The organism is Burkholderia singularis, from assembly GCF_001718875.1.
GTDB classification, from domain to species: domain Bacteria; phylum Pseudomonadota; class Gammaproteobacteria; order Burkholderiales; family Burkholderiaceae; genus Burkholderia; species Burkholderia singularis.
This window is the reverse complement of the sequence record NZ_CP013448.1, coordinates 1748614-1765047: the sequence shown is the minus strand read 5'-3', so window position 1 is coordinate 1765047 and position 16434 is coordinate 1748614. Positions and strand designations below refer to the sequence as shown.

Here is a 16434-nt window from a genome sequence, read left to right as displayed (position 1 = left end):
CGGTTTGGGAAGCAGCAGACTGGCGGCCCAGCAGGTCAGCGAATCAACAGAAGATGACCCACCGTGCGATATGCACCGCGCCAACGCGCACTAAGCGCGCGGCAGCGCCTGCCGTCTGCGTCATCGAATCAGCGCCCGGCGAACGCCGCCGCGCGCGCCGGCCAGTCGTCGGGCACGATGAAGCCGCGCACCGCCTCGCGCCACACGGCATCGCGGCCACGCACGAGCGCGGCCACGAGCGCCGGGCCCGGCAGTTCGGCGGCTCGCGCCAGCATCGCGTCGGCATCGAGCAGCGCGTTTTGCCCGCGCGCCGCCGAAGCGTCGTCGATCGCGCGCGGCGCGAGCCATGCGAGACGCGGCAGCAGCATCCAGCGCGCATCTGGACATTGCTCGGCGCCCAACGCCGACCATTCATTGCGGGTGATCCAGAATCCGCGCGGATGGCCGGCTTCGACTTCGAGCGGATCGCGAATCGCCGGCCATCCGAAGGCCGTCAACCGATCTGCGGGGGGCAGCGCGGCGTTGCGCGAATCAGTCTGCGAACCGGCCAACGAAGCGGCCTGTGACGAGCGTTGCGAATCGGTTTGCGAATCGGTCTTCGAATCGGCCTTCGAATCGGCCTTCGAATCGGCCTTCAAATCGGCCTTCAAATCGGCCTTCAAATCGGCCTTCAAATCGGCCTGCAAATTGGTTTGCGAATCGCTCTGCAAGTCAATTTGCAATTCGGTTTGCCGATCCCTGCGCGTCTCGTCACCCGCATGCCGGCTGCCTGCTGCTTGCGCGCCGTTGGCCGCCACCGGCTCGCCGGCTGCTCGCTGCGTCACGCTCGACCACGGACTGCGCGGCGACTGCCGCTCGCCGCCCGCCGCCGTCCGGCCACTCTCATCCGGACGCGCGCAAACCGCATCGCCGGCGGCTGCGCCGGACGTCATCGCCGCGCTGCCCGCGAGCCCGCCGCCGCGCACCGGATAGAACAGCCAGCCTTTCACGAGCATCTGCGCGCGCCACGGCCCCGGATGGCCGAGCGACGCAAACTCGTCGCGCGTGGTCAGCCGCAGTTGATGATCGACGAGACGCGCATATTTCAAATCGAATCGATCGGCCAGATTCGGCCCGACGAAATGGGCAAGCGATGCTGCGCCCGAAGTCGCGACGCACAAATAGTATTTGACCGCGAGCTCCCAATGCAGGCGCTCGCCGCTCGCGGTCTCGACCAGAAAATCGCATTCGCCGAGCGTGAGACCGTTACGGCGCAACGGCAGATTCGCGGCGACGAGCGTGAGCGACGGCGCATGCTGCGCGAAATAGCCGAGCAGACATTCGGCATAGCGGCCAAGGCGCACCGGCCGCGCCTGCGCGAGCGCGGCATGCAGCGGTTCCGGATGGGCATCGAGCGCCACCAGCCACGCCGCCGCCGCGGCCGGATCGGCGCCGCTCGCCCACGGCTGCGCGAGCGGCGCGCACGCCGACGGCGCGACGAGACTCACGCTCGACAGCAGCCACGCGAGATCGCGCACGGCCGCATCGCGCAACAGGTTCAGCGGCACCGGCGACGCGGCGGCACTCATTGCGCATCGACGTCGGACGCGGCGCTGCGGTACGTGTCGCGCGCGAGGCACAAATCGGCCCAAGCCTTCGATTTGTCCTGCAAGCTGCGCAGCAAATACGCCGGGTGATACGTGACGATCACCGGCACGCCTTCGTATCGATGCACGCGCCCGCGCAGCGATGCAATGCTCGCATCGCTCTTGAGAAGCGTCTGTGCGGCGAAGCGGCCGAGCGCGACGATCAGCTTCGGCCTCACCAGCGCGACCTGGCGTTGCAGATACGGCTCGCAGCGCGCGACTTCGTCCGGTTCGGGATTGCGGTTACCGGGCGGACGGCATTTGATGACGTTCGCGATATAAACGTTTTCGCCGCGCGCGAGCGACAGCGCGCGCAGCATGTTGTCGAGCAGCTTGCCGGCTTGGCCGACGAACGGCTCGCCCTGTTTGTCCTCGTTCTCGCCGGGTGCTTCGCCAACGAGCATCCAATCGGCGCTTTCGTCGCCAACGCCGAATACCGTGTTGGTGCGCTTCTCGCACAGGCGACAGCGCCGGCAATCGGCCACGCGCGCGCGCAGCGCATCCCAGCCGAGCGCGGCAACGGGCGCCTCCGGCGCCGACGTCCCGGCAGGCGGCGCGCCGACGTCCGGCAACGCCGGCTCGAACACCGGTTCGAGATCGAACCATGACATATCCGTGTCCGGCTCGGCCGGCGTCGCGCGTTCGGTGGCAACCGGATCGCCGGGTCTAGACGCGCTACCCGGATCGCCATCGTCGAATGCTCCACGCGCCACGCGTTGCGACGCATCCGACGATTCGGCGCCGCGATCGGCCGCGCCCGGTTGCACGGCGGCTGCGCCGCGTGGTGCAATCGAAGCCGGCGCGAGCGCCGCGTCGTCGCGTCGAGCCGCACGCGGCGCATCACCATGCGCATCCTGCAACGTCGCATGCCGTGCCGTGTGTGCCGCGTCTGTCTCGGGCAAATGCGCAGCGCCGTCGTGCACGCCCGGCGCATTTTCAAGCCCGCGCGCCGCGTCGCGCCGATCTGCCGATCCGGGCGCGAACTCCTCCACGCGCCCCTGCATCGCAGCGGCCCGCGATCCGGAAATCGATGCCAATCCGCGCGACGGCTCCGCCGCGGACCCGGATTCGGCCGCCCGCCCGGGCGCGGTCCGCGCGACATGCTCGCCGTGCGCGCGCCGCACCCACGCGGGCGCCAAGCCCAGCTCTTCGAGCGCCGCGTCAGCCCATCCCATGTGCGTCTCCTTCATTCGTCAATGCGAGACGCATCACGATTGCGTCCTCCCGGCCGCGATGCTTGGCCGGATAGTAGTTCCTGCGCCGCCCGACCGATTCGAAACCGAAGCGCTCGTACAAATGAATCGCCCGCGGATTCGACGGCCGCACCTCCAGCAACACGCCGCCGAGCCGCTCGGCGCGCGTAATCCGCACCGCTTCGCGCAGCAGTGCGAGCCCCGCGCCGGAGCGCTGCGCAGCGGGCGCGACGCAGAGATTCAGCAGATGCATTTCATCGACGACAGGCATCAGCACGCAATAGCCGACAAGCGCGCCCGTCACATGCCGAATGCAGACGCCGAAATAGCCGTTGCGCAGCGAATCCTCGAAATTGCCGCGCGTCCACGGAAACTCATAGGCGGCCCGTTCGACCTCGACGACTTCATCGAGGTCCGCGTCCGTCATCGGCAACAGATAGCGGTCGGTCATCAGCACGCCGCTCATCCGCCGTCTCCGAGCGCGCGCGGCGCGAGCTTGCCGGCAAGACGCTCCGCCGTGGTCTGCGCAACCTTGTCGCGCACGTATAAGGGCGCCGCGAGATCGGCCGGCACGGTGCGCGCCGCGCGATACGCACGAAGCGCGACATGCGCGAGCGGCACGGCGTGCGGCAGCGCGTGCGCGTCGATCGCGCCGGCTTGCGCGCACGCGGGCAAACGCGCGCCGAACGCGGCCGCCGCGTTGCCCGCCAGCACGAAGGGCGCATCGGGCGCACGGACTTCGGCGGGCGCGTCGAGCGACGGCGGCACGATCTCGCGCCAGTCGCCCGCCGCGTCGTCCCACGCATAATCGGCCCAGTAGACCTCGTCCATGCGCGCATCGAGCGCGGCGAGCACCCGCGTCACGCCGCCGCCCGCTTCGCCCGCGTTCAGCCGCGCGGCTTGCGCACACGCGACGAGCGTGCCGACCGGCACGACGGGCAGCGCGCGAGCGAACGCAAGCCCTTGCGCGATACCCGTCGCGGTGCGCAGCCCGGTAAACGAGCCAGGCCCCGCGCCGAACGCGATCGCATCGCACGCGGCGAGCGGATATCCCGCTTCGTCGAGCACGTCGCGCACGGCCGGCAGCACACGGGTACTGGACACCGCACCCGTGCGCTCGTGGCGGCACCAGGTTCGGATGGAACAGGCGTCGGCGGCGTCGGCCGCGACGAGGAGCGCGACCGAGCAGAACTCGGTCGACGTATCGATAGCGAGAAGCACTGTTTGCGTCATGGCCGACATTGTAATGCGACGCCCCGCCGGCACGGGCGACTCCGGCCAATCAGCCATGCGGTTTCGCGCCGGCAGCGGTTTGGAAGAAACGCTCGAGCCGCCGCCCGCTCCCGCTTGCTAAGATCGCCGGACTGGAAAAACCAGCCTGTAACCTGACGGAGACACACATGAGCGACATCACCGCCCAATTCGAACAAGCGCAGATCGACGTGAAGCAATTGACCGAGCGTCCCGGCAACCTGACGCTGCTGCGCCTGTACGCGCTCTTCAAACAAGCGACCGACGGCGATGTGCATGGCGACAAACCCGGCTTCACCGACATCGTCGGCAAGTACAAGTACGATGCATGGGAAGCCTTGAAAGGCACCTCGCAAGACGAGGCAAAGAAGCAGTACATCGAACTCGTCGAATCGCTGAAGAACGGTACCGCATCCTGATGCCGCCGCCGGCGCGGACCGCGCCGGACCCCGCCGCACGCATGAGCCGTCGCATCGCGCGGCGCACGCGATCACAGGCTGGCGCGGCGCAACAAAAAATTGTACAATGCGTGTTGCGCATCGCGTCGAGCGGATGACCGGCCAGCCCGGGCGCCCTCGCCGCCAGCGTTCCATAGCGTTTCGCTCCAATCCAGTTTAGAACCTGTCCCTTCCTGCGTAGCCCAAACGGGCTGTCAAGTCTCAGGCTGGCGGCATGCGCAGCCGATGCGCGCCGCACCCAAAACAGCTTCTAACGAAATGTTGCCCGCACACGAAAGCGCGCGGGCAATCGCCACGTTTCCCGATTTGCTCGATGAATCCGTCGACTTGGGCATGCGCGATTGGCGCGACGTTCGACCCACCGTGTTTCAAGGATTGACATGACTTCGAGCAACCCCATCAGCCCGCTGACCGCCATCGCGAACGACGTGATCGACGGCCAGACGCCTGCCCAGACTGACGCCGCGCCGCAAGCGCAGGCCGTCGACGGCCCCACCTTCGCTTCGCTCGGGCTGTCGCCGGAAATCGTCTCGGCACTGCAAGCGGCCGGCTACGTGAAGCCGACGCCGGTGCAGGAGCGCGCGATTCCGGCCGGCATCGCGGGCCGCGACCTGCTCGTGTCGAGCCCGACGGGTTCCGGCAAGACCGCCGCGTTCATGCTGCCCGCGATCGAGCGCTTCGCGCAGCTTCAAAAGGCGCAGGCGCAGCAGCCGCGCGCGCCCCGCGAAGATTCGCCGCGCAACGGCGAGCGCCGCCGCCGGCCGATGCCGGTCGCGCGCCCCGGCCTGCTCGTGCTCACGCCGACGCGCGAGCTTGCGATGCAAGTGACGACGGCCGCGTCGACTTACGGCAAGCATTTGCGCCGCCTGCGCACCGTCAGCATTCTCGGCGGCGTCGCATACGGCCAGCAGCTCATGCTGCTCGCGAAGAACCCGGAGATCCTGGTCGCGACGCCGGGCCGCCTGCTCGATCACCTCGAGCGCGGCCGCATCGACCTGTCCGAGCTGAAGATGCTCGTGCTCGACGAGGCCGACCGGATGCTCGACATGGGCTTCATCGACGATATCGAAACGATCGTCGCGGCGACGCCGGCGTCGCGCCAGACGATGCTGTTCTCGGCCACGCTCGACGGCAAGATCGGCTCGCTGACGAACCGCCTGCTGACCGACCCAGAGCGCATCGAGATTACGCAGAAGATCGAATCGCGCACGAACATCGCGCAGAGCGTGCATTACGTCGACGACCGCGACCACAAGAACCGCCTGCTCGACCATCTGCTGCGCGACGTCTCGCTCGACCAGGCGATCATCTTCACCGCGACGAAGCTCGACGCCGACGAACTGGCCGGCCGTCTCGCCGACGCGGGCTTCGAGTCGGCCGCGCTGCACGGCGATCTGCCCCAAGGCGCGCGCAACCGGACGATCCGCGCGCTGCGCGAGCGCCGCGTGCGCGTGCTCGTCGCGACCGATGTCGCGGCGCGCGGGATCGACATTCCCGGCATCACGCACGTATTCAACTACGACCTGCCGAAGTTCGCCGAGGACTACGTGCACCGGATCGGCCGCACCGGCCGCGCCGGCCGTTCGGGCACCGCGGTGAGCCTCGTGCATCACGCCGAGCAAGGCGCGCTCAAGCGCATCGAGCGCTTCGTGCGGACGTCGTTGCCGGTCAATGTCGTCGCGGGCTTCGAGCCGCGCAAGGCGCCGCCGCCGCGCAACGACCGCGGCGGACGCGGCCGGCCGGGCGGCAATGGCAATGGCGCCCGCCGCTTCGGCGGCAAGCCGGGCGGCAGCCGTGACGGCAACGGCGGCTTCGGCGGCAAGCCGGGTGGCAGCCGCGACGGTGGTTACCGTGGCGCACGGCGCAGCGACGGCCCGCGCGGCCCGCGACGCGGCAATTCGGCAGCCTGACCGGCTGCTTGCCGGCCGGTCCGTGAGAACGGACCGGCTTGCCCTCCTCCCGAACCGGCGCTTTTGCGCCGGTTTTTGTTTGCCCCCGGAATTTCACGATACGAAAAAATCTTTTGCGTCGTAAAAAGCCATGCTGCGTGGCACAACCGAAGCCATTGCAGGATAGGAAACCACATTCCTTAATGTGAAATATATAAAATAATATATTGATTTATATAGGATAAAATTTTTTCAAACATGTGAAAAAGCCCCTGTTTCGACGCTGTCGATTTGCCTAGACTCTTATACAAGACTTAACGAAGCGGGGCGCCCGCCGCCCCACCCGTTCACCATCATCACGGCTACGACCAACAAGGAGCATTCATCATGGCAACGCGTCAACAACAGGCTCAGGAACTGCAACAACAATGGGAAACCGATGCGCGCTGGAAAGGCATCAAGCGCGCGTACACGGCCGAAGACGTCGTGCGTCTGCGCGGCTCGATCCAGCCCGAGCATACGCTCGCGCGCCGCGGCGCCGAGAAGCTGTGGAGCCTCATCAACGAAGAGCCGTTCGTCAACGCGCTCGGCGCGCTGACCGGCAACCAGGCAATGCAGCAGGTCAAGGCCGGCCTGAAGGCGATCTATCTGTCGGGCTGGCAAGTCGCGGGCGACGCGAACGTCGCGGGCGAAATGTACCCGGACCAGTCGCTGTACCCGGCGAACTCGGTGCCGCTCGTGGTCAAGCGCATCAACAACACGCTGACGCGCGCCGACCAGATCCAATGGTCGGAAGGCAAAAACCCGGGCGATGAAGGCTATGTCGACTTCTTCGCACCGATCGTCGCGGACGCCGAAGCAGGCTTCGGCGGCGTGCTGAACGCGTTCGAGCTGATGAAGGCGATGATCGAGGCCGGCGCATCGGGCGTTCACTTCGAAGACCAGCTCGCATCGGTGAAAAAGTGCGGTCACATGGGCGGCAAGGTGCTCGTGCCGACCCGCGAAGCCGTGGCCAAGCTCACCGCCGCGCGTCTCGCGGCCGACGTGCTCGGCGTGCCGACCGTGCTGGTCGCGCGCACCGACGCGGAAGCAGCCGACCTCATCACGTCGGACATCGACGACAACGACAAGCCGTTCCTGACGGGCGAGCGCACGGTGGAAGGCTTCTTCCGCACCAAGCCGGGCCTCGAGCAGGCGATTTCGCGCGGTCTCGCGTATGCGCCTTACGCCGACCTGATCTGGTGCGAAACCGGCAAGCCGGATCTCGAATACGCGAAGAAGTTCGCCGAAGCGATCCACAAGCAGTTCCCGGGCAAGCTGCTGTCGTACAACTGCTCGCCGTCGTTCAACTGGAAGAAGAACCTCGACGACGCGACGATCGCGAAGTTCCAGAAGGAACTCGGCGCGATGGGCTACAAGTTCCAGTTCATCACGCTGGCCGGCTTCCACGCACTGAACTACTCGATGTTCAACCTCGCGCACGGCTACGCACGCACGCAGATGAGCGCGTTCGTCGAGTTGCAGCAGGCCGAGTTCGCGGCGGCCGACAAGGGCTTCACGGCGGTCAAGCACCAGCGCGAAGTCGGCACCGGCTATTTCGACGCGGTCACGCAGACGGTCGAGCGCGAAGCGTCGACGACCGCGCTGCACGGCTCGACCGAAGACGAGCAGTTCTTCGACGGTCAAAAGGCCGAAAAGGTCGCCTGAGCCTGACGTTGCCTTGCCCCGGCGGCGGCGCATACCGCGTCACGGACGCGGCGCGCGGCGCCATCGGGTGGCCGCCCGGCAAAGCCATCCATCAGGGGGAGCACTGCCCGCCGCGTCCGCGAGCTGCCGCGCGGACGCCTGGCGGTTCAGTGACCGACACCGGGCACCGCTGGCGGCAAGCGCATCGTGCCCGCCTTCGCGTGTCGGTTCGCGGGCGACGCATGAGGTCAAAGCCCGCGCAACTGAGCCAGCCGCGTCGTACCAACCGGGCTGGGTGCGCAAGCGCCCGGTTTGCCCGGCATGCCGCTGATCCCTGACCCGGGCGACACGCCGCTCATCACCCCGGCGTGACGCCGGCGCGCAAAGCAAAGCACAGCGCAGCCCGCCGCCGCCCACTCATGTGCGCGCGTTCGACGCTGCGTGCCGCAAACGTCATACAAACCCTATCGATAGACGATCACCGGAATCTTCGTATGAGTCAGCACGCGCTGTGTCTCGCTGCCGATCAACAGGCTGCCGAGCCCGCGCCGGCCGTGCGACGCCATGAAGATCACGTCGCAGCCGCCGCGCTGCGCCGCTTCGATGATTCCGAGATATGGCGACGGATGCACGCTCGTACACGATTCGCATACCACGCCCGCGCGCCGCGCGGCGTCCTCCACCTCAGCCAGGTGCGCGCGCGCCTCGCGTTCGCTGCGCTCGCGAAAATCGGCGGGAGGCTCGATCACCATTTCGGAAAACGGCGAATACGGATACTGCGGCAGACACGCATAGGCGGTCACGCGTGCGCCGACCGTCTGTGCAAGATCGATGGCGCCGTCAATCGCCTTTTTCGACAGATCGGAACCGTCCGTCGGAACCAGGATGTGCTTGAACATGGCGGCCTCCGTCGGCAACCGTTGTGCGGCTGGCCGCGCATACGCCCGCAACCCGCCGCCCTTCGACGCGCGCGGCGCGCAGCCGGCCGTGCGAACCCGCCCGCGCCTGCACCAGGTAACTTGATTGTAGTGCGCGAAAACGCCGCGCCGGGCGCCACGTCGGGTTCGCCCTCATATCGCACGCGCGCGCCGCAGCGCGGCGCGCGCGCGTCAGCCCCAGTAACCGGGCTGCTCGTAGGTATGCTTCACGAAATCGAGAAACAGCCGGACCCTCAGCGGCAAATGCCGGCGCTGCGGAAAGACCGCGTGGATGCCAATCGGCGGCGCGGCGAACGCGTCGAGCACGGTCACGAGCCGCCCCGCCGCGATATCCGCGCCGACCTCCCACCACGAGCGCCACGCGAGACCGTGGCCGTCGAGGCACCATTCATGCAGCACCGCGCCGTCGGAGCATTCCATCATGCCGGCCACGCGAATCGACACGATCTTGCCGTCGTCGACGAAAGTCCAGCCGCGCTGCTGGTTCGCATTCGCGGCGAGCGCGAGACAGTTGTGGCGCACGAGATCGGCCAGCGTCTGCGGCACACCAGCACGCGCCAGATACACGGGCGACGCGATGCACACGCGCCGGTTCTCGCCGAGCTTGAGCGACACGAGCGACGAATCGGGCAGCTCACCCAGACGCACCGCGCAATCGAAGCCTTCGTTGACGAGATCGACCATCCGGTCGGACAGATCGAGCGTGACCGACACGTCCGGATGCGCCTCGCAGAATGCCGGCACGAGCGGCGCGACGTGACGCCGGCCGAAGCCCGCGGGCGCCGATACGCGCAAATGCCCGCTCGCCTTCACGCCGCCCGCCGACACGCTCGCCTCGGCGTTGTGCATGTCGTGGATGATCCGCTGGCAGTCCTCGAGAAACGCGGAACCTTCGAACGTCAGCGTGAGCTTGCGGGTCGTGCGCACGAGGAGTTTCACGCCGAGCCGCTCCTCGAGCGCATCGAGCCTGCGCCCGATGATCGCGGGCGCGACCCCTTCGGCGTGCGCCGCCGCCGACAGGCTGCCTTTTGCCGCAACGGCGGCAAACGTCTCGATTTGCTTGAAGCGATCCATGCCGCGCACGAACGGCGCGAGCCGTTCTGTCTATTGATGGGTTGAAAAAGGATGAAAACGATGAAACCGAACCAGATTAGTGACGCAAAAGTAAAAGATCAAGTGATGATTATTGTCTTTTTGAGTGCAAGCGATCACGAATAGAATCGAATCAGTTTCCGATTGCGGAGCACAATCCGATGTCCGACGCCCAGTTCGCTTTCCCGAAAGCCGTCCTGTTCGACGCCTACGGCACGCTGTTCGACGTGCATGCGGTCGTCGCGGCCGCCGAGCAGATGTTTCCCGGCCGAGGCGAGGCGCTGTCGCAACTCTGGCGGCGCAAGCAGCTCGAATATTCGCAACTGCGCACGCTCGCCGATCCGGACGGCGGCCGCTACAAGCCGTTCTGGGACCTGACGCTCGACGCCTTGCGCTTTGCCGCGCGCGCGCTCGGCCTGACGCTGGCCGCTGCCGCGGAAAAGCGGCTGATGGATGAGTACGCATGCCTGTCGACGTATCCGGACACCGTGCCGACATTGCGCGCGCTGCGCGCGCGCACGAGCCCGCCGAAACTGGCGATCCTGTCCAACGGCAACCCGCAGATGCTCGACATCGCGCTCAAGAGCGCCGGCATGAGCAGCCTGTTCGATCGCGTGCTGTCGGTCGACGCGGTGCGCGCGTACAAACCGTCGCCCGCCGCCTACGCGCTCGGCACGGCCGCGTTCGACGCCGCGCCGGCCGATATCGTATTCGTTTCGTCGAACGGCTGGGACGCGGCGGGCGCCGGCTGGTTCGGCTACCGGACGTTCTGGCTCAACCGCGCGGGCGCGCCGGCCGAGGAACTCGGTTCGCCGAGCACCGGCACCGGCGCCGGCATGGCCGATCTGCTCGCGTTCATCGACACGCTGGCCGCGGCCCCGAAGCCTGCAAGCCGCACGCGCGCGGCGCCGGGTGCCGCCGCGTAGCGCGCGTCCGCGCGCCGTGCCTCGTAGCAATGCCCCACTTTTTGACTGACTGACCGACCAAGGAGAAACGGATGACCACGACGCTGAAACTGCCGCAAGGCATGGCGATCACGGGCGAGATTCAGCCCGGCTATGAAGCGATCCTGACGCCCGACGCGCTCGCGCTCGTCGCGCAGTTGCATCGCCAGTTCGAGCCGCGCCGCCGCGAGCTGTTGGCCGCGCGCGCCGCGCGCACCCAACGCCTGGACGCGGGCGAGCGCCCGGACTTCCTCGCCGAGACGAAGGCGATCCGCGAAGGCGACTGGAAGGTCGCCCCGCTGCCGGCCGATCTGCAATGCCGCCGCGTCGAGATCACCGGCCCCGTCGAGCGCAAGATGATCATCAACGCACTGAATTCGGGCGCCGATTCGTACATGACGGACTTCGAGGATTCGAACGCGCCGAGCTGGACGAACCAGATCGACGGCCAGATCAATCTGAAGGACGCGGTACGCCGCACCATCTCGCTCGAGCAGAACGGCAAGTCGTACAAACTGAACGACAAGATCGCGACGCTGATCGTGCGTCCGCGCGGCTGGCACCTCGACGAGAAGCACGTGACGGTCGACGGCCAGCGCGTGTCCGGCGGCATCTTCGACTTCGCGCTGTACCTGTTCCACAACGCGAAGGAGCTGATCGCGCGCGGCTCGGGCCCGTACTTCTATCTGCCGAAGATGGAAAGCCATCTCGAGGCCCGCCTTTGGAACGATATCTTCGTCGCCGCACAGGAAGCCGTCGGCATTCCGCGCGGCACGATCCGCGCGACCGTGCTGATCGAGACGATCCTTGCCGCGTTCGAAATGGACGAAATCCTGTACGAACTGCGCGAACACAGCTCGGGCCTGAACGCCGGCCGCTGGGACTACATCTTCTCGGCGATCAAGAAATTCAAGAACGACCGCGACTTCTGCCTCGCCGATCGCGCGAAGATCACGATGACCGTGCCGTTCATGCGCGCCTACGCGCTGCTGCTGCTGAAGACCTGCCACAAGCGCCAAGCGCCGGCAATCGGCGGAATGAGCGCGCTGATTCCGATCAAGAACGATCCGCAGGCAAACGAGCGCGCGATGGCGGGCGTGCGCGCGGACAAGGCGCGCGACGCGGGCGACGGCTACGACGGCGGCTGGGTCGCGCATCCGGGGCTCGTGCCGCTCGCGATGGAGGAGTTCGTCAAGGTGCTCGGCGACAAGCCGAACCAGATCGACAAGCAGCGCGACGACGTACAGATCGAAGGCAAGAACCTGCTCGACTTCCAGCCGGAAGCGCCGATCACCGAAGCGGGCCTGCGCAACAACATCAACGTTGGCATCCACTATCTGGGCTCATGGCTCGCGGGCAACGGCTGCGTGCCGATCCACAACCTGATGGAAGATGCGGCGACGGCCGAAATCTCGCGCTCGCAGGTGTGGCAATGGATCCGTTCGCCGAAGGGCGTGCTCGACGACGGCCGCAAGGTCACCGCCGAGCTGGTGCGCGAATACGCGAAAGCCGAACTCGACAACGTGAAGAACGTCATCACGGGCGATACGGCGCCGTATGACCGCGCCGCGGCGATCTTCGAGCAAATGTCGACGTCGGAAGACTTCACCGAGTTCCTGACGCTGCCGCTGTACGAAGAAATCTAACGCGTGGAACAGCATCCCGGGCCGGCGGCGAAGCCGGTCCGCCGCAACGCGCGCATCCTCGACGGATGCGCGCTTTTTTCATGCACGCACGATACCGATCGCAAACGCTGACGTTTTTCGCGCGCCACGGCAGCGGTAATGGCATCGACGAACGCGCGCCTACTGCGATCGGGCAACCCGTATATCGAAAGCAGCGCGGTGCATTCGGTATTCCTCCGCGGCATCGATCGAATTACACGGCTGTCGAACCCAACCCTCTCGCGCCGTGCGCTGCTCGCAGCCAAGCGTCTTGCGACAAGCGTGGCGGCCGGCGCGATTTCGCCGCCCGGCAACCGCCCCGCAACCGGCAGGCTCACCGACGGGCATCACTGCCTGGGCCTAGCGAATGCCGCATCCTTCAATCCGCCCGCGCGCGGCGATACTGCACCCAATCGCCGGATTCGATCCGCGGCTTGCCCGCAACCGCATGCGCCACGACCGGGTAATACAGACACTCGTAACGCCGGCCGCCGAGTTCGATCGCCGCGTGCTGCGATACGAACAGCCCGGCGATGCCCGGAAACACGCCTTCGATCTCGTCGAGCACCGGCACGAGCCGCTCGTCGACTGCATAGACGTCCCCCCACACGAGATCGCGGCCCGCCGCTGCGATCATCCCAGGGTAACGGCCGAAATCGTAGAGCCGGCCCGGCATCGCGGCCGCGCCGATCAGCGTCGGCTGCACGATGCCGTGCTTCGCCGCCGCGCGGCCGATATCGTTGATTTCGCCCGCTCTGAGCGTGCCGTAGACGAAAACGTGGCGCATCGTGAAGTCCTCGCAGCGTGATGATTCGCACCGCCCCGGCCGGGACAGGCCGTCGCGTCAGTCGATCAGCGCGGCGTCGCTGACGAGCACGCCGTCGGCATCCGCATAGATCCAGTCGCCCGGCACGATTCGCGTGCCGCGCACGTCGACGCTCAGGTCGCACTGGCCGCTATTGCGTTTGTCGCTCTTGCGCGGATGCGACGCGAGCGCCAGCACGCCGAGCGCGCACTCGGCAAGCTCGTGTGTATCGCGCACGCAGCCGTTCACGATGATGCCGGCCCAGCCGTTGTGTTCGGCGAGTTTGCCGAGATTGCCGCCGACCAGCGCGCAGCGCAGGCTGCCGCCGCCGTCGACGACCAGCACCCGCCCCGCGCCCGGCGCTTCGAGCGCCGTCCGCACGAGCGTATTGTCCTCGAACAGCTTGAGCGTCGCGGCCGGGCCGGCAAAACGCGTCACGCCGCCGAACGAGCGGAACACGGGCTCGAGCACCCGCAGCGTGCCGGCGGCGAGCCGGCTCTCGTTCGCGTCGCAAAGATCGGTGGTGGCAAACGTCATGTCGAAAGCTCCTGGATGATTCGATCGAATTCGATTCGTACCGCGACGATCCGGCATTATCGGCCAAGACCATTGCGCTGCGTCAGGTAGAGCGCTCGCCCTACAATAGCCGGACGCCAATTGCCCCGTCTTCGATCATCGATGAGCCCGTCCGTTCCCCGTTCAACGCAGCCGCCCGCCGGCGCCGGCACGTTCGACGTTCCGTCCGAATTCGCGCCGGACGCCGCGCGTCCGATGCGCGTGCGCGCCCGTCCGGTACCGTCGGGCATGCGCGTGCCCGCGCACTCCCATGCGTGGGCGCAGCTCGCGTATGCGTCGCGCGGCGTGCTGCGGCTTGCCACGGCCGATGTAACCTGGGTCGTGCCGCCGTCGCGCGCGATCTGGGTGCCGCCGCAAATCGAGCATGAAGTGGTGATTGTCGAGGAGGCCTATCTGCGCACGCTGTATGTCGACGCATCGGCGGTGCCGAAGGGGCTCGACGCGTGCCGTGTCGTCGAGGTATCGGGGCTGCTGCGCGAACTGATCATCGCGCTCGACGCCAAGCCGCTCGGCCACGCGCGCGAACGGCTGCTCGGCGCGCTCGTGCTCGACGAACTCGCGCACGCCGAGCCGTTGCCGCTCGCGGTGCCGATGCCGACCGAAAAGCGGCTGCGCGCGCTGTGCGAAGCGGTGCTCGCGAAACCGGCGCAAGGCGAATCGCTTGAATATTGGGCAACGAGCGTCGGCGCGAGCACGAGAACGATCGCGCGTCTTTTCAGGCACGAACTCGGCGTGAGCTTCTCGCAATGGCGGCAACAAGCGCTGCTCGCCCGCGCGATCCCGTTGCTGAACCAGGGGCGGCCGCTGTCGCGCATCGCGAACGAACTCGGTTACCGAAGTCAGAGCGCATTCTCGGCAATGTTCAGGCGCGCGTTCGGCGCGAGCCCGCGCGCGTTCATTCAGCGCGGCGGCGCGGATGCGGCGGCCGATGCCGGCGCGCCGCCGTCGGACGACGGCGACAACAGGCCGCTGCTATAGCGCGAGCGCAGCCCCCGTCCACGCCGCGCCGCCGGCATACGCCGCGCGTCACCGCCGCACCGGCCGCACCATATGCCGAATCGAGCCGAGTTGTGCGAGACGCGGCCCCGCGAGCCGGTAGCCCATGCGCAAATACAGGCGCGCCGCCGGATTGTCGACGAACACGCGCAACTGCGTCTCGTGTAATCCACGCGCCAGCGCGAAGCGGTGGGACATGTCGAGCAAATACGTGCCCGCGCCGCGCTGCCGGTAGCCCGGCGTGATTTGCACGTCCCGAATATGCAGCGAATCGCCCTCTTCGGTAATCCGCAGCAAACCGATCGGCTCGCCATCGAGTTCAAGGATAAAATTTTCCGATTCGCGCCAGCTTGCAAAAAAAAGATCGGCTCGCCACTTGAGGCCGTGGCGTTGATAGTACGCATTCATATTGCCGTGCGTCAGCGCTTCCGCAAAATCGAAGTCGCACGGCTGCGCGGGACGCAATGAATAAACGAGCGGATCAGCGGCGGAATCGGACATGGCGGGTTCGCAAAGCCTGTGTCAACGCCACGATAGCGCAGCCGCCACGGGTTGCAATGCCAATTTGCACGCATAAGCCGCGAGCGCGCCTACGACAACGCAGCCCCGTCGCAGCGCGGATCACCGGCGCGTGCAGATAAGCGGCAGCAATGCAAAACAAAAAGCCCGTTCAGGCATTCCTGAACGGGCTTTGAATTTGGCGGAGCGGACGGGACTCGAACCCGCGACCCCCGGCGTGACAGGCCGGTATTCTAACCGACTGAACTACCGCTCCACTTCCTGCACCGACCGGCAAGCGTCGGTTACGCTCCTGCCGGCTGCGCCGCCTCTTTCGAAACAGCGCCGATGTTTGGCGTCCCCTAGGGGATTCGAACCCCTGTACTCACCGTGAAAGGGTGATGTCCTAGGCCTCTAGACGAAGGGGACAACGTACTGCTTACACCTTTAACGAAAAAGCCCGTTCAAATATGCAGCCTGAACGGGCTTTCGATTTGGCGGAGCGGACGGGACTCGAACCCGCGACCCCCGGCGTGACAGGCCGGTATTCTAACCGACTGAACTACCGCTCCACTTCCTGCACCGACCGGCAAGCGTCGGTTACGCTCCTGCCGGCTGCGCCGCCTCTTTCGAAACGGCGCCGATGTTTGGCGTCCCCTAGGGGATTCGAACCCCTGTACTCACCGTGAAAGGGTGATGTCCTAGGCCTCTAGACGAAGGGGACAAAATCTTTTCAGATCTGTCTTACCGCTTTGTTCTTGCTATTAATTTTCATCAACAGCAGAGAACGAAATTCTAACTTCTTTCATTCCGTTTGTG

15 protein-coding genes, 4 tRNA genes and 1 pseudogene are annotated in these 16434 nt (G+C 66.6%); 6 read left to right on the top strand and 14 right to left on the bottom strand.

The window, feature by feature from the left end:
• Positions 1-128: 128 nt before the first annotated feature.
• The 5 genes and pseudogenes from AQ611_RS24580 to tsaB all read right to left on the bottom strand — a co-directional run bounded on the left by AQ611_RS24580 (position 129) and on the right by tsaB (position 4051).
• Positions 129-932, bottom strand: a complete 804-nt coding sequence (locus tag AQ611_RS24580; RefSeq protein ID WP_425248306.1) for a DUF1853 family protein — start codon at positions 930-932, stop codon at positions 129-131.
• A gap of 3 nt (positions 933-935) precedes the next feature.
• Positions 936-1568 (bottom strand): annotated as a pseudogene (locus AQ611_RS08130) (DUF1853 family protein); the annotation flags it as partial.
• Entirely contained in the window at positions 1565-2800 is a 1236-nt protein-coding gene (locus AQ611_RS25450) for a uracil-DNA glycosylase family protein (protein WP_069234191.1), read from the bottom strand. The pseudogene AQ611_RS08130 and the gene AQ611_RS25450, both read right to left, overlap by 4 nt.
• Complete coding sequence (rimI, locus tag AQ611_RS08120) at positions 2787-3284, bottom strand: ribosomal protein S18-alanine N-acetyltransferase (RefSeq protein ID WP_069234190.1); 498 nt, start codon at positions 3282-3284, stop codon at positions 2787-2789. The genes AQ611_RS25450 and rimI overlap by 14 nt, the downstream gene beginning before the upstream one ends.
• A complete protein-coding gene (tsaB, locus tag AQ611_RS08115; RefSeq protein ID WP_231935927.1) occupies positions 3281-4051 on the bottom strand; it encodes a tRNA (adenosine(37)-N6)-threonylcarbamoyltransferase complex dimerization subunit type 1 TsaB in 771 nt (256 codons plus the stop codon). Before tsaB ends, rimI begins: the two co-directional genes overlap by 4 nt.
• Positions 4052-4218: 167 nt before the next feature.
• On the opposite strand from tsaB, the gene AQ611_RS08110 reads away from it, so the two are divergent.
• The 3 genes from AQ611_RS08110 (at position 4219) to aceA (ending at position 8123) form a co-directional block, all read left to right on the top strand.
• Entirely contained in the window at positions 4219-4488 is a 270-nt protein-coding gene (locus tag AQ611_RS08110; RefSeq protein ID WP_059516798.1) for an acyl-CoA-binding protein, read from the top strand.
• 419 nt (positions 4489-4907) lie between these two features.
• Positions 4908-6437 (top strand): DEAD/DEAH box helicase, encoded by a 1530-nt coding sequence (locus AQ611_RS08105; RefSeq protein ID WP_059516787.1) that lies wholly within the window; start codon positions 4908-4910, stop codon positions 6435-6437.
• A 366-nt stretch (positions 6438-6803) separates the two neighbouring features.
• Positions 6804-8123 carry an isocitrate lyase gene (gene aceA / locus AQ611_RS08100; protein ID WP_059516785.1) on the top strand — a complete coding sequence of 440 codons (1320 nt, stop codon included), beginning with the start codon at positions 6804-6806 and terminating at the stop codon, positions 8121-8123.
• A 443-nt stretch (positions 8124-8566) separates the two neighbouring features.
• Here the strand turns inward: aceA and AQ611_RS08095 are convergent, their stop codons facing one another.
• Together AQ611_RS08095 and AQ611_RS08090 are read right to left on the bottom strand one after the other, a co-directional pair.
• Entirely contained in the window at positions 8567-9001 is a 435-nt protein-coding gene (locus AQ611_RS08095) for a universal stress protein (protein ID WP_059516783.1), read from the bottom strand.
• A gap of 210 nt (positions 9002-9211) precedes the next feature.
• Positions 9212-10114, bottom strand: coding sequence for a LysR family transcriptional regulator (locus AQ611_RS08090; RefSeq protein WP_069234189.1), 903 nt, complete (start codon positions 10112-10114; stop codon positions 9212-9214).
• A 179-nt stretch (positions 10115-10293) separates the two neighbouring features.
• Here AQ611_RS08090 and AQ611_RS08085 point away from each other — a divergent pair, with 179 nt between their 5' ends.
• The gene (locus AQ611_RS08085; protein WP_069234188.1) at positions 10294-11058 is read left to right on the top strand and encodes a haloacid dehalogenase type II; all 765 of its coding nucleotides are present in this window, start codon (positions 10294-10296) and stop codon (positions 11056-11058) included.
• Positions 11059-11129: 71 nt separating this feature from the next.
• Complete coding sequence (gene aceB, locus AQ611_RS08080) at positions 11130-12722, top strand: malate synthase A (protein WP_059516777.1); 1593 nt, start codon at positions 11130-11132, stop codon at positions 12720-12722.
• A 397-nt stretch (positions 12723-13119) separates the two neighbouring features.
• Here aceB and AQ611_RS08070 read toward each other — a convergent pair whose 3' ends face one another.
• The gene (locus tag AQ611_RS08070) at positions 13120-13527 is read right to left on the bottom strand and encodes a gamma-glutamylcyclotransferase family protein (protein ID WP_059516775.1); all 408 of its coding nucleotides are present in this window, start codon (positions 13525-13527) and stop codon (positions 13120-13122) included.
• A 57-nt stretch (positions 13528-13584) separates the two neighbouring features.
• Positions 13585-14082 carry a ribonuclease E activity regulator RraA gene (gene rraA / locus AQ611_RS08065; protein ID WP_059516773.1) on the bottom strand — a complete coding sequence of 166 codons (498 nt, stop codon included), beginning with the start codon at positions 14080-14082 and terminating at the stop codon, positions 13585-13587.
• Positions 14083-14223: 141 nt separating this feature from the next.
• Here rraA and AQ611_RS08060 point away from each other — a divergent pair, with 141 nt between their 5' ends.
• Positions 14224-15099: an AraC family transcriptional regulator gene (locus tag AQ611_RS08060; protein ID WP_069234186.1), complete on the top strand. Its 876-nt coding sequence runs from the start codon at positions 14224-14226 to the stop codon at positions 15097-15099.
• Positions 15100-15147: 48 nt separating this feature from the next.
• Here the strand turns inward: AQ611_RS08060 and AQ611_RS08055 are convergent, their stop codons facing one another.
• From AQ611_RS08055 to AQ611_RS08035, 5 genes are all read right to left on the bottom strand, one after another.
• Entirely contained in the window at positions 15148-15618 is a 471-nt protein-coding gene (locus AQ611_RS08055; protein ID WP_069234185.1) for a GNAT family N-acetyltransferase, read from the bottom strand.
• Positions 15619-15815: 197 nt separating this feature from the next.
• Positions 15816-15892: transfer RNA gene (locus AQ611_RS08050), tRNA-Asp, on the bottom strand.
• A 76-nt stretch (positions 15893-15968) separates the two neighbouring features.
• Positions 15969-16044 (bottom strand) — tRNA-Glu (locus AQ611_RS08045).
• 66 nt (positions 16045-16110) lie between these two features.
• Positions 16111-16187: transfer RNA gene (locus AQ611_RS08040), tRNA-Asp, on the bottom strand.
• A gap of 76 nt (positions 16188-16263) precedes the next feature.
• Positions 16264-16339 (bottom strand) — tRNA-Glu (locus tag AQ611_RS08035).
• Positions 16340-16434 lie beyond the last annotated feature (95 nt).

Coding starts and splice junctions, on each gene's coding strand:
- AQ611_RS24580 (WP_425248306.1), bottom strand. CDS start 932: ATGACGTCCGGCGCAGCCGCCGGCGATGCGGTTTGCGCGCGTCCGGAT.
- AQ611_RS25450 (WP_069234191.1), bottom strand. CDS start 2,800: ATGGGATGGGCTGACGCGGCGCTCGAAGAGCTGGGCTTGGCGCCCGCG.
- rimI (WP_069234190.1), bottom strand. CDS start 3,284: ATGAGCGGCGTGCTGATGACCGACCGCTATCTGTTGCCGATGACGGAC.
- tsaB (WP_231935927.1), bottom strand. CDS start 4,051: ATGACGCAAACAGTGCTTCTCGCTATCGATACGTCGACCGAGTTCTGC.
- AQ611_RS08110 (WP_059516798.1), top strand. CDS start 4,219: ATGAGCGACATCACCGCCCAATTCGAACAAGCGCAGATCGACGTGAAG.
- AQ611_RS08105 (WP_059516787.1), top strand. CDS start 4,908: ATGACTTCGAGCAACCCCATCAGCCCGCTGACCGCCATCGCGAACGAC.
- aceA (WP_059516785.1), top strand. CDS start 6,804: ATGGCAACGCGTCAACAACAGGCTCAGGAACTGCAACAACAATGGGAA.
- AQ611_RS08095 (WP_059516783.1), bottom strand. CDS start 9,001: ATGTTCAAGCACATCCTGGTTCCGACGGACGGTTCCGATCTGTCGAAA.
- AQ611_RS08090 (WP_069234189.1), bottom strand. CDS start 10,114: ATGGATCGCTTCAAGCAAATCGAGACGTTTGCCGCCGTTGCGGCAAAA.
- AQ611_RS08085 (WP_069234188.1), top strand. CDS start 10,294: ATGTCCGACGCCCAGTTCGCTTTCCCGAAAGCCGTCCTGTTCGACGCC.
- aceB (WP_059516777.1), top strand. CDS start 11,130: ATGACCACGACGCTGAAACTGCCGCAAGGCATGGCGATCACGGGCGAG.
- AQ611_RS08070 (WP_059516775.1), bottom strand. CDS start 13,527: ATGCGCCACGTTTTCGTCTACGGCACGCTCAGAGCGGGCGAAATCAAC.
- rraA (WP_059516773.1), bottom strand. CDS start 14,082: ATGACGTTTGCCACCACCGATCTTTGCGACGCGAACGAGAGCCGGCTC.
- AQ611_RS08060 (WP_069234186.1), top strand. CDS start 14,224: ATGAGCCCGTCCGTTCCCCGTTCAACGCAGCCGCCCGCCGGCGCCGGC.
- AQ611_RS08055 (WP_069234185.1), bottom strand. CDS start 15,618: ATGTCCGATTCCGCCGCTGATCCGCTCGTTTATTCATTGCGTCCCGCG.